14 protein-coding genes are annotated in these 16,916 nt (G+C 71.9%); 9 read left to right on the plus strand and 5 right to left on the minus strand.

The window, feature by feature from the left end; all coding sequences use genetic code 11:
* The 3 genes from ABD327_RS13055 to ABD327_RS13065 form a co-directional block, all read right to left on the minus strand.
* Positions 1–943, minus strand: a 943-nt coding sequence (locus tag ABD327_RS13055) for a trans-sulfuration enzyme family protein (RefSeq protein ID WP_344450597.1), incomplete at its 3' end; no start/stop codon positions are given.
* A gap of 57 nt (positions 944–1,000) precedes the next feature.
* Complete coding sequence (locus ABD327_RS13060; RefSeq protein ID WP_344450598.1) at positions 1,001–1,789, minus strand: lysophospholipid acyltransferase family protein; 789 nt, start codon at positions 1,787–1,789, stop codon at positions 1,001–1,003.
* 80 nt (positions 1,790–1,869) lie between these two features.
* A complete protein-coding gene (locus tag ABD327_RS13065) occupies positions 1,870–3,234 on the minus strand; it encodes an NAD(P)/FAD-dependent oxidoreductase (RefSeq protein ID WP_344450599.1) in 1,365 nt (454 codons plus the stop codon).
* 224 nt (positions 3,235–3,458) lie between these two features.
* On the opposite strand from ABD327_RS13065, the gene ABD327_RS13070 reads away from it, so the two are divergent.
* Positions 3,459–4,202 carry an iron-containing redox enzyme family protein gene (locus ABD327_RS13070; RefSeq protein ID WP_344450600.1) on the plus strand — a complete coding sequence of 248 codons (744 nt, stop codon included), beginning with the start codon at positions 3,459–3,461 and terminating at the stop codon, positions 4,200–4,202.
* A gap of 204 nt (positions 4,203–4,406) precedes the next feature.
* Complete coding sequence (locus tag ABD327_RS13075; protein ID WP_344450601.1) at positions 4,407–5,864, plus strand: WS/DGAT/MGAT family O-acyltransferase; 1,458 nt, start codon at positions 4,407–4,409, stop codon at positions 5,862–5,864.
* A 15-nt stretch (positions 5,865–5,879) separates the two neighbouring features.
* On the opposite strand, the gene ABD327_RS13080 is transcribed toward ABD327_RS13075, so the two are convergent.
* The gene (locus ABD327_RS13080; RefSeq protein ID WP_344450602.1) at positions 5,880–6,554 is read right to left on the minus strand and encodes a uracil-DNA glycosylase; all 675 of its coding nucleotides are present in this window, start codon (positions 6,552–6,554) and stop codon (positions 5,880–5,882) included.
* A 46-nt stretch (positions 6,555–6,600) separates the two neighbouring features.
* Complete coding sequence (locus ABD327_RS13085; RefSeq protein ID WP_344450603.1) at positions 6,601–8,139, minus strand: N-acyl-D-amino-acid deacylase family protein; 1,539 nt, start codon at positions 8,137–8,139, stop codon at positions 6,601–6,603.
* 140 nt (positions 8,140–8,279) lie between these two features.
* On the opposite strand from ABD327_RS13085, the gene ABD327_RS13090 reads away from it, so the two are divergent.
* From ABD327_RS13090 to ABD327_RS13120, 7 genes are all read left to right on the plus strand, one after another.
* The gene (locus tag ABD327_RS13090) at positions 8,280–9,605 is read left to right on the plus strand and encodes a serine hydrolase domain-containing protein (RefSeq protein ID WP_344450604.1); all 1,326 of its coding nucleotides are present in this window, start codon (positions 8,280–8,282) and stop codon (positions 9,603–9,605) included.
* On the plus strand, positions 9,595–10,686 hold the full coding sequence (locus ABD327_RS13095) for a M20 family metallopeptidase (RefSeq protein ID WP_344450605.1): 1,092 nt from the start codon (positions 9,595–9,597) through the stop codon (positions 10,684–10,686). Before ABD327_RS13090 ends, ABD327_RS13095 begins: the two co-directional genes overlap by 11 nt.
* Before the next feature lie 91 nt (positions 10,687–10,777).
* Entirely contained in the window at positions 10,778–11,575 is a 798-nt protein-coding gene (locus ABD327_RS13100) for a GNAT family N-acetyltransferase (RefSeq protein WP_344450606.1), read from the plus strand.
* Positions 11,572–12,675 carry an o-succinylbenzoate synthase gene (gene menC / locus ABD327_RS13105; RefSeq protein WP_344450607.1) on the plus strand — a complete coding sequence of 368 codons (1,104 nt, stop codon included), beginning with the start codon at positions 11,572–11,574 and terminating at the stop codon, positions 12,673–12,675. Before ABD327_RS13100 ends, menC begins: the two co-directional genes overlap by 4 nt.
* A 33-nt stretch (positions 12,676–12,708) precedes the next feature.
* A complete protein-coding gene (locus tag ABD327_RS13110; protein WP_344450608.1) occupies positions 12,709–14,274 on the plus strand; it encodes a PucR family transcriptional regulator in 1,566 nt (521 codons plus the stop codon).
* 104 nt (positions 14,275–14,378) lie between these two features.
* Entirely contained in the window at positions 14,379–15,962 is a 1,584-nt protein-coding gene (locus ABD327_RS13115; protein ID WP_344450609.1) for an ABC transporter substrate-binding protein, read from the plus strand.
* A 3-nt stretch (positions 15,963–15,965) separates the two neighbouring features.
* On the plus strand, positions 15,966–16,901 hold the full coding sequence (locus ABD327_RS13120; protein ID WP_344450610.1) for an ABC transporter permease: 936 nt from the start codon (positions 15,966–15,968) through the stop codon (positions 16,899–16,901).
* Positions 16,902–16,916 lie beyond the last annotated feature (15 nt).

Consider the following 16,916-nt stretch of genomic DNA (forward strand, 5'->3'; position numbering starts at 1 on the left):
CGCCGACCAGGTCGAAGGAGAGCACGCCGCCGCCTCCGGAGAGGATGCGCTGGGCTACCTCGTGGTCGGGGTGGTCGGGCAGGGACGGGTAGGAGACGCTCGCGACCTTCGGGTGGGACGACAACTCCTTCGCCAGGTGGAGGGCGTTGTCGCAGTGCCGGGGGACGCGCAGGCCCAGCGTGGCGAGGCCGCGCAGCAGGAGGAACGCGGCGAACGGGTCGAGGGTCATGCCGAGTTCTACCGCCTCGGACCAGACGGCGCGGTGGTCCTCCTCGGACGCGAAGACCGCGACGCCCGCCACGGCGTCGCCGTGGCCGCAGATGTACTTGGTGGCGGAGTGCACGACGACGTCGGCGCCGTACTCCAGGGGGCGGCAGAGGAGCGGGGTGGCGAAGGTGTTGTCGACGACCTTCTTGACGTCCGGGCCCGCGGCGGCGATCAGCTCGGGGAGGTGGGCGACCCGGGTGGTCGGGTTGGCGATCGTCTCCAGGTAGAGGAGGCGGGTGTTCGGGCGGAGGGCGGCGGTGACCTCGGCGGGGTCCTGGCCCGAGATGTAGGTCACCTCGACGCCCCACTTGGAGGCGAGGGTCTGGAAGGAGCCGTAGGTGCCGCCGTACAGGCAGCTCTGGGCGATGACGTGGTCGCCGGACTTGAGCAGCCCGTGCAGGACGGCGTTGATGGCGCCCATGCCGGAGGCGGTGGCGAGGGCGCCGACGCCTCCCTCCAGGTCGGCGAGGGCGGTCTCGAACGACTGCACGGTGGGGTTGCCGAGGCGGCTGTAGAACGGTGCCTGTCCAGGCCCGTCGAAGGCCTCGGCCATGCCCTGGGCGCTGTCGAAGGAGAACAGGTGCCCCTGGTAGATGGGCATGCCCAGGGGGCGGCTTCCGTCGGGCTCGATGATGGGGATGTGGACGGCGCGGGTCTCCGGACGCAGGTCGGTCATGCTTCCAGTGTGACCCCGGCTGACCTGGGCAAACAGAGCCAATTCCTATGAAATGGCCTACTCTTCCGGCTTCCCGGCCTCACGCTCCCCCTCGCGCCGCGCTCTCCGGGCGGCGCGTTCGGCCAGCTCCGCCTCGTCCAGGGCGGCCGCCTCCTCGGGGGTGGGGGCGGTGCCGCCGAGGTGGGCGGGCTGCCACCACTGGCCGGCGCCGTCGACGGGGTACTCGCGCTGGGCGCGGTCGACGAGCTCCTGGATGCGGTCGCGCAGCTCCTTGGCGACCTGCTCGTAGTCGTCGGCGCGGGTCGGGAACATCGGCTCGCCGGCCAGGATGAGGATCTGGGTGCCGCGCTGCCAGAGCTTGCGCTTGCGGCCCTTGGTCCACAGGCGCTGGGTGCCCCAGACGGCCATCGGGATCAGCGGGACCTTCGCGGCGACGGCCATCCGCACGGCGCCGCTCTTGATCTCCTTCACGGTGAAGGACCGGCTGATGGTGGCCTCGGGGAAGACGCCGACGGCCTCGCCCGCCTTGAGGGCCTTCAGCGCGGCGATGTAGGAGGACGCGCCGTTGTCCCGGTCGACGGGGATGTGGTGCATGCCGCGCATCAGGGGGCCGGAGATCTTGTGGTCGAAGACCTCTTTCTTCGCCATGAAGCGGACCAGCCGCTTGGCCGGGTGGGCGCCCAGGCCGGTGAAGATGAAGTCGAGGTACCCGATGTGGTTGCAGGCGAGCACGGCCCCGCCCGTGGCGGGAATGTTCTCGTGACCCTCGACTTTGATCTTCAGCCCGAGCACCCGGAACATGGTCTTGGCCGCGGCGATCACCGGGGGATACACGAACTCACTCATGCCTGAGAACCTAACCTAAGATCTCGTGCCCCCCGAAATGCTCTGCCCCGACAAGCGAGTCGCAGACTTTTTGGGGGATCTCACCTTGAAGCGTGTTCGGTGCTCCAAGGGCGGTCGACGGGCGGCTTCGTCCGGGCGGCGATGACGCGGGCGAGCGAGGCGGGGCGGAACAGCGAGGTGGGCGGTTTGGCCAGCCCCAGGACGTCCAGCATGTCGGCGCAGCTCTCGGGGTCGACGTTGGCGGCTCGCACGGCGAGGTCGACGTAGGCGTTGATGACGCGGGTGTGCGGGGGGACGGGCGGGCCCTGCGTCTCGGCGTAGCGGCGGTCCTCCCCGGTGGAGATCAGCCAGGCGCCCGCGCCGGCCCGCTTCACCCGCTTCTGGAACCAGCGGGTGGTGCGGTCCTCCCGCAGCATGCGGCCGAGTTCGAGGGCGCTGGCAGCGGCGACGGTGATTCCCTGCCCGTAGATCGGGTTGAAGGCGCAGACGGAGTCGCCGATCGCGGCGAAGCCCTCGGGCCAGGAGCGGATCCGCTCGTAGTGCCGGCGGTGGCCTGCGGTGCGGCGGAAGGACACGACGGGCGTCAGCGGCTCGGCGTCCTTGATGGCCTCGTACAGGACGGGGTCGCGCAGTCCCCGCGCGTACTCCAGGTAGCCCTCCTCGTCGGTCGGGGGGTAGTCGCCGCCCGCCCCGCTCAGGCTGCAGATCCACCGGCCGCCCTCCTGGGGGAACAGCCCGCCGGTCCGCCTGGCCCGCGGCGGGCCCGCCTGGATGTACAGCGCCTTCCATCCGGGGTCGAAGCCGGACGGGATGGCGTAGTAGCGGCTGGCGTACCCCAGCAGCGGGTCGATCTTCGTCTCGCGGGGCAGCGGGCGTCCGAGCTCCGCCAGCCACTCGGGCGCGTGCGAGCCGCGGCCGGTGGCGTCCACCACGAGGTCGGCCGGCATGCGCTCCTCGGTCCGCGAGGCGTCGCCGCGTTCCCGGTACCGCACCCCGGTGACGGTCTCGTCTCCGGAGCTCCCGGTGAGCCCGGTGACCTCGACGCCGGTGCGGACGGCGAGCCGGGGCCGCGCGAACAGCTCCTTGCGGACGGCCCAGTCCAGGAGGCCGCGGCTGAAGGTGAGCATGCGGGCGGTGTCGAAGCGCCGGCGCCATCCGCCGGAGGTGAGCCACAGGAAGTCGGCGGGCAGCCGCAGGTCGGGCGCGCCCTGGGCGAGCATCGCCGCCTCGACGCCGGGGAGCAGCCCGTTGATCAGGCCGCGCCCGTGGTCCCACAGCACGTGCAGGTGCCTGCCCTGCGCGACGCCGGGGCGGGACACCGGCTCGTCGGGGAAGGTGTCGCGCTCCAGCAGGGTCACCTGTTCGAAGTGGTCGAGGAGCACCCGCGCGGAGAGCAGTCCGGCGAGGCTCCCTCCGACGACCACCGCGTGTTCGCGCCGGGGCAAGAGGATTCCTCCCAGTTTTCGGCCGCTGAGGCCTGGAGTCGAAGACACCGATTGTCCGTGCCGCCGAAGTCCTTCGCCATATGGACATATGTCCTATTTGTAGATTATGTATCGTCCGTAATGTGGGCAAGGGAAGACGAGCATTTACACAACGGATTATGGACACGATAGTTAACATCACTTCTCACGGATTCTCACGAGGGAGTTGTCGCGGAGTGACCACCATGGCGGAACGTTCCAGGCCACCGTCCAGGACCCAGCACCACCGCACCGTCAAGCGCGAGCTCTCCGAGACCCCGCATCCCGCGTGGGTCGAGGACATGCTCGGGGAGCTGAAGCCGCAGTGGGACGCGGTGACCGACAGCCCCGTCTTCGCCCGCACCGTCGACGGGGGCGTCGACGACGAGGTCTGGCGCCGGATCGTCCTCGAGTTCTTCTGCGTCGTCGAGGCGTTCCCCAAGTACATGGGCGTGTACCTGGGGCGCACCACCTACGGCAAGGCCCCGGGCGACCTGCTGGCCCGGGACTGGCTCATCGGCAACATCCGCACCGAGGCGCTGCACGCCCAGTGGTTCATCGACTGGGGGGTCGGCCTCGGCCTCACCGAGGACGAGATCCTCGACCACAGGCCGTCTCCCGAGGTCGCCTCCCTGTACGAGTTCCTGTGGTCGGTCTCCTACCGGGGCTCGGTGGCCGAGGCGTTCGGCGCCGTCAACTACGCCATCGAGGGCACGACCGGCGACTGGACCCAGCTCGTCATGCCCGCCTTCCGGGAGCGCTTCGGCGAGGACAAGTACGCGCTGATGTGGCTCGCCGAACACGCCGAGTACGACGACGCGCACCCCCGCGAGGCGCTCGAGCTCATCAAGCTCACCGTCCGCGACGCGGACGACCGGGCCGCCGTCAAGGAGGCGGTGAGGCGTTCGCTGGAACTGTTCAGGCGGGGCTTCGACGCCTGCCTGGGCTGACGCCGCCCCACGCGCACCAGAGCTCACCGGAACCGCGTCCCCAGTCCGGAAGGGGACGCGGTTTCGCGTTTGAGTGCATGCTCCCTAGGAAACCTGGGTTAAGTCATTGTTATTAATCCTTGACCTCTGTTGACGGCCGTCACTTCACGGCATAGCTCTAGGGGTGGGACGCAGGGCGACGAACGCGAACGGGGACAAGAAGCGATGGGCCAACTGACCGCGGTGGACACCAATTTCCTCGACATCGAGTCGAGGCGGACGCTCTCGCACATCGGGGGACTCGCCATTCTCGACACCACCCTGTGCGACGGCGGCAGGCTCACCCGCGGCGACATGGTGGAACTCATCCGGGAACGCGCCCACCTCGCCAAACCGCTGCGGCGCAGGCTCGCCGCCGTGCCCTTCCGGCTGGACCGCCCCTACTGGGAGGAGGATCCGAACTTCGACCCGGGCCGGCACGTCCACGAGGTGGCGCTGCCCTCTCCGGGGGACGACCTGCAGCTCGGCGCCGAGGTGGCCCGCATCCACGAGCGCCCGCTGGACAGGCGGCGCCCCCTGTGGGAGCTCTTCCTCATCCAGGGGCTGGCCGGGGGACGCGCGGCCATCTACGCCAAGGTCCACCACGCGTGCGTCGACGGGGTGCTCGCCGCGGAACTGCTCGCCGCCCTGCTCGACCTGCAGCCCGAGGCCGCCACCCCGCCCGCGCCGACCGCCGACCGGGAGCTGCGGCCCGAGCTGCTGCCCATGCTCACCCGGAGCGTCACCCGCTTCGCCCTCCACCCCGTCCGCTCCGCCGAGGCCCTCGTCCGGACGGCGGGCCACCTCGACCAGCTTCCCGTCGTCGGCGGGATGCCGGGCGTCCGCGAGATGTCCAGGGCGGTGCGGTCGGTGCTGGGGCAGCGGCAGCCGGCCCCCACGGGGGAGCAGAGCCCGCCGCCGCGCACCCCGTTCAACGCGCCCATCTCCCAGCACCGGGCCTTCGCGTTCGGCTCCCTGCCGCTGGAGGACGTCAAGAAGGTCCGCCGCGGCCTGGGCGTCAGCGTCAACGACGTGGTGATGGCGATGTGCACCGGGGCGCTGCGGCAGTGGCTGATCGACCACGACGCGCTGCCCGACCGGCCGCTCGTCGCCTGCGTCCCGGTCTCGATGCGGCGCCGCGCCGAGTGCGGCGACGGGAACGCGCTGTCGGCGATGTTCGCGCCGCTGCCCGTGCACATCGCCGACCCGGCCGAGCGCTTCCTGGCGGTGCGCGCCGCGATGGTGAACGTCAAGCGCCGGTTCGCGGTCTCGCACGGCAGCTGGTTCGAGGAGGTCAGCGCGCTGATGCCGTCCGCCCTGTCGGGGCTGGCGACCAGGCTGGCCATGCAGGTCGCGCCCGCCCTCAACCCGGTGAACCTGCTGGTCTCCAACGTGCCGGGCCCGCAGCAGCCGCTGTACGCGCGGGGCGCGCGGGTGCTGGCCTACTACCCGGCCTCGGTCATCAGCGACGCCACCGGCGGCGTCAACATCACCGTCTTCTCCTACGACGGCAACCTGGACGTCGGCGTCATCGCCTGCCCCGACCTGGTCCCCGACACCTGGAACCTCGTCGACTACCTGCGCGAGTCCCTCACCGAGCTGCTGAAGATGGTCGAGGCCGAGGAGAGCCCGGTCCGGGTGTAGGGCGGAGGGCCCGGCTCAGGGCAGCTTCCAGTCCACCGGGGGCGCGCCCTGCTGCTCCAGGTGGGCGTTGGCCCGGCTGAAGGGCCGGGAGCCGAAGAAGCCGCGGTCGGCGGACATGGGGCTGGGATGGGCGGAGGTGATGCACGGGTAGCCGCCGAGCATCGGCTGCAGGGTCTGGGCGTCCCGGCCCCACAGGATCGCCGTCAGCGGCGTCCCGCGGGCGGCCAGCGCCCGGATCGCCTGCTCGGTGACCTTCTCCCAGCCCTTGCCCCGGTGGGAGGCGGGCTTGCGCGGCGCGACGGTCAGGGACCTGTTGAGCAGCAGGACGCCGTTCTCGCTCCAGCGGGTCAGGTCGCCGTTGGCGGGGCCGGGCAGGCCGAGGTCCTGCATGTACTCGGTGTAGATGTTGATCAGGCTGGGCGGCAGCGGCCACACGTCGGGGGCGACCGAGAAGCTGAGCCCGACGGCGTGCCCCGGCGTCGGGTACGGGTCCTGCCCGACGATGAGGACCCGCACCTGGTCGAACGGCTGCTGGAACGCCCTCAGGACGTTCTGGCCGGTCGGCAGGTAGCGGCGCCCCGCCGCGAGTTCGGACCTCAGGAAGTCCCCCATGGCGGCGATGTCCCCGGCGACGGGCTCCAGCGCCCGCGCCCATCCCGCTTCGACGATCTCATTCAACGGTCTTGCCACGGGGTCAGAGCCTAATGGCGGGGTAGGACAGAAGTGCCCCGAACGGTCAGGACCGCAGCATCCTGCCGCGGCGTTCGCCGGTGAACTCGCCCCCGTCGACGACCACACGGCCTTCGAGCAGCACGTAGGGGATTCCGGTGGGCCGGAGGTCGGGAGCGGTGTAGGAGCCGGGGTGCCCGACCTCTGCGGGGTCGAAGCAGGTGATGTCGGCGTACGCGCCGGGGGTGAGGACGCCGCGTCCGTGGAGAGAGAAGGGCACGGCGTTCGCGGAGGTCATCTTGCGGACGGCCTCCGGGAGGCCGACGATGCCCGCCTCCCGGACGTAGGCGCCCAGGAAGTGGGGGAAGCAGCCCCAGGTGCGGGGGTGCTCAAGGCCCACGGGCATGCCGTTGTCGGAGCCGATGCCGATCAACGGGTCGGCCATGATGGCGCGGACGTCGGGCTCGTCCATCATCGTGATGACCATGTAGGCGGCGGGGTCGGCCGCGATCAGGGCGCAGGCCGCCTCGAACGGGTCGCCGGGGAAGGAGTCGAGCCGGCGGCCGACGGCGGACGGGTCGGCGTGGGTGACGACGAGGACGCCTCCCGGGGTGGTGTCGCGCCACATGCCGGTTCCGGTGAGGGGGAGCGGGTCCTCCGCGGCGGCGCGCAGGGCCGTGACCTCGGCGGGGTCGGACAGCCTGGCGCGCAGGGCCTCGGGGCCGCCCTCCAGCGCCGCCGGAGGCAGGAGCGCCGAGAGGGTGGTGGCGCCCGCGAGGTAGGGGTACTGGTCGCCGCGCACGTCGATTCCCTCCCGCCGGGCGGAGTGCAGCTTGTCCAGCAGCATGGAGGCCCGTCCGTGGTTGCGCGTCCCGGCGGTCTTGCAGTGGGAGACCTGGAGCCGGACCCGGGCGCGGCGCGCGATCTCGACGGCCTCGTCCAGAGCCTGCGCGAGGCCGGCGCCTTCGTCGCGCATGTGCGTGGTGTACGGGCGCCCGTAACGGTGGGCGACCTTGGCCAGGGCGACGAGTTCGTCGGTGCCGGCGAAGGATCCGGGCGGGTAGACCAGCCCGCTGGACAGTCCGCAGGCCCCGGCCTCGAACGACTCGGCGGCCAGCCTGCACATCTCGTCCAGGCCGCCGGGCGGGAGTTCGGCGTCCCATCCGGCCACGGCCAGGCGGAGGGTGGAGTGGCCGACGAGGGTGGCCATGTGGTTGGTGGGCCCGGCCTTCTCCATGTCGGCCAGGTGCTCGGCGAAGGACCCGGCGGGGACGGGTGCTCCCGCGTAGGCCGACATGATCTCGGTGTGCTCGGAGGTGACCGGCCCGTAGGAGAAGCCGCAGTTGCCGTTGACCTCGGTGGTCACGCCCTGGAGCAGCTTGAACGGCTGCGCCTCGGGCAGCGCCGGCACCAGGTCGGAGTGGCAGTGCGGGTCGACGAAACCGGGCGCGACGGCCAGCCCGCCCACGTCGACGACGCGCCGCGCCGGGCCGAGCCCGGGCCCGACGGCGGTGATCCTGCCTCCGTCCACCGCGACGTCGGCGGTGACCGCCGGGGACCCCAGACCGTCGTGGACCTCGCCGCCGCGCAGCACCAGTTCATGCATGATCGTTCACCGTAAGTGAGATGAGGCTGATCAGCTAGCAGACAAACCTGACAAAACCATTAGAAAGGATTGTGAACTTTCCCGATGAGGGAACTCGGCGCATCCGGCTAGGGTGCCTAAGCCGTCGGAGAGGAGTTCTGGTGAACTGGGGTGCACGACTCGGGGAGCTCATCGAGACGTACGGGGTGCCGGGCGCGTCGCTGGCCGTCTGGCACGACGGCGCTCTCACCGAGCACGCCGCGGGCGTGCTGAACCTGGCGACGGGAGTGGAGGCCACGCCGGACTCCCTGTTCCAGATCGGCTCGGTCACCAAGGTGTGGACGGCGACCCAGATCATGCTGCTCGCGGAGCGGGGCGTGCTCGGCCTGGACACCCCGGTGCGCGAACTGCTGCCGGAGTTCGCGGTCGCCGATCCCGAGGTGACGCGGTCGGTGACGGTGCGGCACCTGCTCACCCACACGTCGGGCATCGACGGCGACCTCTTCCTCGACACCGGGCGCGGCGACGACTGCCTGGAGAAGTACGTCGCGGCCTGCGCGGACCTCGTCCAGCTCCATCCGCCCGGCGCGACGCAGTCGTACGTGAACGCCGGATATCCGGTGCTCGGACGGATCATCGAACGGCTGACCGGCCGGGTGTGGGACGTGTCCCTCCGCGAGATGCTCGTGGAGCCGCTCGGCCTCGCGCACACCGTGACGCTGCCGGAGGAGGCCCTCCTGCACCGCGCCGCCGTGGGGCACCTGGGCGAGGGGAAGGACATCAGGCCGACGCCGGTCTGGGGCCTGATGCGGCCGATCGGCCCCGCGGGCCTGATCTGCGCGTCCGCCGCCGACGTCGTGCGCTTCGGGCGGGCGCACCTGGACTCCTCGCTGCTGAAGGACGCCTCCCGCGAGGCCATGGCCACCCCGCAGGTGGAGGTGCCCAACAAGCACGGCCTCGGCGAGGCGTGGGGCCTGGGCTGGATCCTCGACACCTGGGACGGCGTCCAGGTGCTGTGGCACTCGGGCAGCACCATCGGGCAGCACGCCGCCCTGTGGGTGGTGCCCGAGCGCGGGCTCGTGGTGGCGCTGCTGAGCAACGGCGGCTACGACGGCGCGTTGCGTACCGACCTCTCGCGTGAGCTGTTCGCCGAGCTCGCGGGTCTCACGGTGCGTCCCGTCCCGGAGCTGCCGCCCGAGCCGATGGCAGTCGACACCGCGCGCTACACGGGGCTGTACGAGCGCAGGCACGTGCGGACGACCATCACCGAGAAGGACGGTGGGCTGCACGCACGGGTCGAGACGACCACGCCCGGCCTGGCGGAACTCGGCCCGCCGCTGGAGCTGGACCTGCTTCCGGTGGACGAGACGACGTTCCTCGGCGTCTCCGGTGACAACCCCTCGAAGGTCCCGTTCGTGTTCTATGAGTTGCCGGACGGCGCACCGCACGTCCACTTCAGTGCGAGGACCAATCCGCGTGTCTCCTGATCGCTTCGACCAGGCCGTGATGACGGCCGACCTGGGAACCCTGGTGTCCGCGGAATCGCCCAGCGGGGAGCCCGAGGCGCTGGCCCGCTGCCGTGCCGAGGTCGCCGCGCTGGGCGAGCGGCTGCTGGGCTCGTCTCCCGTGGCGCACGGCGAGCACCTGCGCTGGGGTCCGGAGCGCCCGAAGGTCCTGGTGCTGGGCCACTACGACACGGTCTGGCCGGTCGGGACGCTGGCCCGCAGGCCGTTCACGGTCGACGGGCACCGGGCGACCGGCCCCGGCTGCTTCGACATGAAAGCAGGGCTGGTGCAGGCCTTCCACGCGCTGTCCCTGGTCGCGCGGACCGGGGGCCTGGAGGGGGTCGGCCTGCTGGTCACCTCCGACGAGGAGACCGGCTCGGCCACCTCCCGCGGGCTGATCGAGGAGACCGCGGGGTCCGCGACCGCCGTCCTGGTCGCCGAGCCGAGCGCGGACGGCGCGCTCAAGACCTCCCGCAAGGGCCTGGCCCGCTACGAGCTGGAGATCACCGGCCGGGCCGCGCACACCGGCCTCGACCCGCAGAAGGGCGTCAACGCCGCCGTCGAGCTGGCGCACCAGATCCTGGCGGTCTCCGCGCTGGCCGCCCCGGAGCGCGGCACCACGGTGACGCCCTCGGTGGCCGCGGCGGGAACGACCGTCAACACCGTCCCGGACTCGGCGCGGCTCGCGGTGGACGTCCGGGCCTTCGACCGGGCCGAGCTCGACCGCGTCGACCGCTGGATGCGCAACCGCCGCCCGGTCCTGCCCGGCGTCCGGCTGGCGGTCCGGGAGGGGGCCCGGCGTGGACCGCTCCGGCGTTCGGCCTCGTTCGGCCTGTTCCAGCGGGCCGTCACCCTCTCGGTCGAGCTGGGGCTGCCGCCGCTGCGCGAGGCCGCGGTCGGCGGCGGCTCGGACGGCAACCTCATCGCGGCGCTGGGCGTCCCCACCCTGGACGGCCTGGGCGCGGTCGGCGGCGGCGCGCACAGCGAGGACGAGTGGGTGGACCTGCGCGGAATGCCGGAGCGCGCGGCTCTGCTGGCGGCGCTGCTGACCAGGCTGCGTTGAGCCGTTCACTGGCCGATCGCACGAATCCACCGGCGCGGTTGGGGAACTCCGACGATGAGTGTCAGGGGGCTGCGTGGGCACGCTGGTCGGTGTGAGAGAGCACAGCGGTGAGGGCCGGATCAGGATCGTGGAATTGGGCGATTCGCCCGGAGCATCGGAGCATCACCGGGTCGCGGCGCTGTTCCAGCGGATCTGGGGCGAGCCGCTGATGGAGGCGGGCCTGCTCCGGGCCCTGGCGCATTCGGGCAACTACGTGGCCGCGGCCTACCGGGGCGAGGAGATGGTGGGCGCCTCAGCGGGGTTCCTCACGGCCGGGGGCGAGCTGCACTCGCACATCACCGGGGTGGTTCCCGAGGCGCGCGGGGCCGGGGTGGGCCGGCTGCTGAAGATCCACCAGCGGGACTGGTCGCTGGCGCGGGGCATCGACACGGTGGTGTGGACGTTCGATCCGCTCATCCGCCGGAACGCGCACTTCAACATGCATGTGCTCGGCGCGATGCCCACCCGGTACCTGCCCGACTTCTACGGAATGATGAAGGACGAGCTGAACGACGCCGCCCCTTCGGACCGGCTGTACGTCGTCTGGGACCTCCATGCGCCCGTGTCGCCCTCGCCCGGAACCTCGGGGGCGCTGATCGAGGAGGGCGCGGTCGTCCTGCTGGCGCCGGGGGAGGACCGCCCCGCCGGCTTTCCGCCGGCCGGCAGGCTGCTGGTGTCCGTCCCGGAGGACGTGGAAGGGCTCAGGGCCAAGCACCCGGAGACGACCGCCCGGCTGCGCTTCGCCGTCCGAGAGGCGCTCGCGCCGGCGATGGAGGCGGGGATGCGCGTCACCGGGATCACCACGGACGGCTACTACGTGCTCGAAGAGCCCGAAGGAGGCACCTCTTGAAGATCGAAGGCGTGGAGCTGCGGTGGGTGGGCCTGCCGCTGGTCTCCCCGTTCCGCACCTCCTTCGGCACCGAGACCGACCGGGAGATCCTGCTCGTCCGGGTGCTCACCACCGAGGGCGAGGGCTGGGGCGAGTGCGTGGCGATGCGCGAGCCCGTCTACTCCTCGGAGTACGTGGACGGCGCCGCTCAGGTGATCAGGGAGTTCCTGCTGCCGCTGGCCCACCCCGACCCCTGGCGGACCGAGCAGGCGTTCCGGCCGGTGCACGGGCATCCGATGGCCAAGGCGGCGCTGGAGGCGGCGATCCTGGACGCCTGGCTGCGGGCCAGGGGGATGTCGTTCGGCGAGTTCCTCGGCGCGGTGCGCCCCGCCGTCCCCGCCGGGGTCTCGGTCGGCATCATGGACTCGGTCCCCGAGCTGCTGGACGCCGTCGGGGGCTATCTCGACGAGGGCTACCTGCGGATCAAGCTGAAGATCGAGCCGGGCTGGGACACCGAGCCCGTGCGCGCCGTCCGCGAGCGCTTCCCCGACATCCTGCTGCAGGCCGACGCCAACACCGCCTACACCCTGCGGGACGCGCCCCGCCTGGCCCGGCTGGACCCGTTCGAGCTGCTGCTGATCGAGCAGCCGCTGCCCGAGGACGACCTGGCGGGGCACGCCGAGCTGGCCCGCCGCATCCGCACCCCGGTCTGCCTGGACGAGTCCATCACCTCCGCGCGGATCGCGGTCGACGCCATCACCCGGGGCGCGGCGTCCATCGTGAACGTCAAGCCGGGGCGGGTCGGCGGCTTTCTGGAGGCCCGCCGCGTCCACGACGTGTGCGCGGCGCACGGCGTCCCGGTGTGGTGCGGCGGGATGCTGGAGACGGGCGTCGGCCGGGCGGCGAACGTGGCGCTGGCGGCGCTGCCGAACTTCACCCTGCCGGGCGACACCTCGGCGTCGGGCCGCTACTACCGCGAGGACGTCACCGAGCCGTTCGTCCTGGAGGACGGGCACCTCAGGGTGCCCGAAGGGCCGGGTCTGGGGGTGGTCCCGCATGAGGAGAGGCTGCGGGAGTTCACCCTGCGAAAGGAATACATACCGACCCATATACCCGCGTAGTACGAGAAGGGGCCGGAGCCGTACGGTGGCCTCATGGCGACCGGGCTGAAGCGCGTTCTGGAGGACCTGGGCTCCACCGTCCTGGGAGCCGCGGCCCTCCCCGACGAGGGGCACACCGAGGTCACCGGGGTGCACATCTACGACCCCCTCGACGAGCTCCTGGTCGCGCCCGGAGGGCTGCTGCTGGGCGTCGGCGTCGAGGGCGAGAGGCGCATCGCCGAACTGCTCGGCGAGCTCGGCGAGCGGGGCGCCGCCGGGCTGGTGGTCAAGTCGCTGGGCGTTCCCGGCCCCGCGCTGCGCGAACGGGTCCGCGAGACCGGGGTGGCGCTGCTGGGCCTCACCCGCGCCGCGTCCTGGGCGCAGCTCGCCGCGCTGCTGCGCTCCCTGCTGTCGGAGGGCGAGGTCGGCGACACCGAGAGCGAGGCCGACCTGTTCGCCGTTGCCAACGCGGTCTGCGCCCTGCTCGACGCCCCCGTCACCATCGAGGACCGCTCGTCCCGGGTGCTGGCCTACTCGGTGCGCCAGGAGGAGGCCGACGAGTTCCGGGTCGAGACCATCCTCGGCCGCCAGGTCCCCGAGCGGTTCGTCAGGCTGTACGAGGAGATGGGGTTCTTCCGGCGGCTCTACCAGAGCAGGGAGCCCCTCCACCTGGACGTGGACGGCATGCTGCCCCGGGTGGCGATCGCGGTCCGGGCCGGGGACGAGATCCTCGGTTCGCTGTGGGCGGCGGTCCGCGAACCCCTCAGCGAACAGCGCAAGGCCGCCTTCTCCGACGCCGCGAAGATCGTCGCCCTGCACCTGCTGCGCCAGCGGGCCGGAGCCGACGCCCAGCGGAGGCTGCGCACCGACCTGCTCGCCACCGTCCTGGCCGGAGGCGAGCAGGCGGCCGAGGCCGCGGCCCGGCTCGACCTGGCCACCAACCGGGTGTGCGTGCTGGCCGCCCAGCTCAGCGGCCCCGCCGAGGGGCAGAACGCCCGCGCCGAGAGCGAGCGGCAGCGGTTCTGCGACGCGCTCGCCCTGCACGTCGGGGCGATCCACCCCCGCGCGGCGGCGGCCCTGGTCGGCGGCGTCGCCTACGCGGTGCTGCCGCTGACCGGCAGCCGCTCCCGGGCCCGGCAGGTGGCCGAGGACTTCCTCGCCCGCGTCGGCGGTCGGCACTCCGCCAACATCGGCATCGGCAGGCTGGCCGGGTCGATCACCGAGATCGCCCTCTCCCGCGCCGACGCCGACCGCGCGCTGCGGGTGCTCCAGGCCAGGGGCACCTCCGGGACCGCCGTGGACTTCCGCGACGTGCACTTCGAGTCGCTGCTGCTGCAGCTCGGCGACCTGGCGGCCCGGCAGGACCAGCCGCCGTCCGGGCCCTACGAGCGGCTCGCTCGGCACGACCGCGAGCACGGCTCCGACCTGATGCCCACCCTCGCCGCCTACCTGGAGGCCTTCGGCAACATCAACGAGGCGGCGGCGGCCGTCCAGGTGCACCCCAACACCTTCCGGTACCGGCTGCGGAGGCTGTGCGAGATCGCCGGGCTGGACCTGGGCGACCACGACGCCCGGCTGGCGATGATGCTCCAGCTGAAGATGTACGGCTCGAAGTCGTAAGACTCGACAAACGAGCCTGCTCGGCTTGGAGGATCGGACGATGACCCGGAGGGTCGCCGTTCGCGAATGTAAAGGATCTTCTCCGGCCCCCGGGAGTTCCCCCCATGAAGAAGACTCTGGCAGTGGCCCTGGCGCTCGCGCTCACCGCGACCGCCTGCGGCTCCTCCGACGAGCAGGACGACAAGTCCGAGTTCGCGGAGAACGGCACGTTCGTCTACGCGATCCCCGCCGACCCCGGCGAGCTCGACCCGGCCAACGCCGTGCTCGGCGCGACCAACACCGTGCTCGCCTTCGCCTACGACACCCTGGTGTACTCCGATGCCGACGGAAAGATCGTCTCCGGTCTCGCCGAGAAGTGGGAGGCGCAGGCCGACAAGGTGACCTTCACCCTCCGCAAGGGCGTGACCTGTGCGGACAAGTCGCCCGTGACGCCCCAGACCGTCGCGGACTCGATGAACTACCTGTCGGACCCGAAGAACAAGGCGGCACTGCTCGGCGTGCTCATCCCCGCCGGGATGACCGCCACCGCCGACGAGGCGGCCGGCACCGTCACTCTCGCGACCAAGGACCCCAACCCGTTCCTGCTGGAGTCGATGACCGCGGTCTACGTCGTCTGCGGCGAGGGGCTGAAGGACCGCTCGATCCTCAAGGACAAGACGTCCGGGACGGGGATGTATCCGCTGTTCACCTCGGTGGCGAACGACCACTACGCCTTCAAGGCGCGTGCGGACTACGCGTGGGGACCCGGCGGCGCGAAGCACGAGGCGGGCATGCCCGCGGCCGTCCAGCTCAAGGTGGTCAAGGACGAGTCCACGGCCGCCAACATGATGACCACCGGTGAACTGAACGGGGCCCAGTTCACCGGTGCCGACCGCAAGCGGGTCGAGGCGATCCCCGGCGTCCGCAAGGGATCGGCGCCCGACGGCATCGGCGAGTTCTTCTTCCACCAGGGAGACGGCCGCGCCGCAGCCGAGAACAAGGTGCGCGGCGCGCTCGTTCGGGCACTCGACCTGAACGAGCTGCGCGCCATCGCGTCGGGCGGCGACCCGGTGCCCGCCACCCGCCTCATCTCGCTCGCCCCCGACCCGTGCCGGGGCGACAGCGTCACCGGCAACACGCCCCCGGCCGACCCGGGAACCGCGGCGACGCTGCTCGACGAGACCGGATGGAAGGCCGGAACGGACGGCGTCCGCACCAAGGGCGGCGAGAAGCTGAAGCTCCGGGTTGCCTACCAGACCTCGGCGGGGCCGGGCGTCCAGGCGGGCATGGAGTACATCGCGCAGAAGTGGAAGGCGCTGGGCGTCGAGACCGAACTGGTCGGCTCGGCGGACGCCAAGTACGCCGACTCGCTGTTCAAGGACGGCGACTGGGACATGGCCTGGGTGCCGCTGGGCCTGAGCCTGCCGACGCAGCTCGTCGGCTACCTCTCCGGGCCCGGCCCGGACGAGCAGGGCTCGAACTTCGCCCACATCCGCAACCCGGGGTACGAGCAGCTCACCGCCGAGGCCGCGAAGAAGGTCGGCGCGTCCGGCTGCGAGCAGTGGACGAACGCCGAGGCCGCCCTGGTCGAGAACGTGGACGTCGTGCCCGTCCTGCGGCCCACCCAGCTCGTCGCGTCCAAGAACGCGATGCTGGAGGTCATCGGCGGCGTCGTGCGGCCGACCTCGGTCCGGATGCTGAAGAACTGACCGATGTTCCTGCTGCGGCGCGCGATCCGGTTCGCCCTGTCCCTGGTGCTGGTGGTGCTGGCGTCCTTCGCCATGCTCCACCTCATCCCGGGCGATCCGGTGCGCGCCGCACTCGGCCCGACCGCGCCGCGCGAGGCGGTCGAGCAGCGCCGCGCCGAGCTGGGCCTGGACCGGCCCTGGCCCGAGCAGCTGAGGACCTACCTGGAGAAGGCCGCCACCGGGGACTTCGGGGAGTCCTTCCTGACCCGGCAGCCCGCCGGGCAGGTCATCGGCGACCGCCTCCCCGCCACCGTCCAGCTCGTCGTCGTCACCATGGCCTTGGCCCTGCTGGTGGCGGTGCCGCTCGGCATGGCGATGGCGGCCCGCACCCACGGCGGCCGGGGCGGGCGGACCGAGCTGGCCTTCACCTCGGTGACGGGCGGGTTGTCGGTGATCCCGGAGTTCCTGCTGGCCGTCGCGATGATCGCGCTGTTCGGGGTGACGCTGCGCTGGCTGCCTGTGGCCGGCAAGGACGGCGCCGCCTCGTTCGTCATGCCGGTGCTGGCGCTGGCGGCCGGACCGACGGCGCTGCTGGCCCGGCTGGTGCGGGTCGAGACGCTGCGGGAGCTCTCGTCGGACTACGTGCGGCTGGCCCGGGCCAAGCGGATCCCCGCCGTGCGGCTGTACCTGGTGCACCTGCTGCCCAACACGCTCACCTCCGCCCTCACGATGGGAGGTCTGCTGCTGACGTCGCTGCTGGGCGGCTCGGTGGTCGTCGAGTACGTCTTCCAGTGGCCCGGCCTCGGCGGCACGACGGTCGACGCGATCGCGGACAAGGACTACGCCCTGGCGCAGGCCGCGATCCTGGTCTACGGGGCGGTCTCGCTGACCGTCGTGTTCCTGGTGGACGTGGCACTGGGCCTGCTCGACCCGCGCTCGCGGGCCCGGAAGTCGGGATAGGGGCGAGATGAACCG

The sequence above is a fragment of the Actinocorallia aurantiaca genome (assembly GCF_039533685.1).
In the GTDB taxonomy this organism is placed as follows: Bacteria; Actinomycetota; Actinomycetes; order Streptosporangiales; family Streptosporangiaceae; genus Actinocorallia; species Actinocorallia aurantiaca.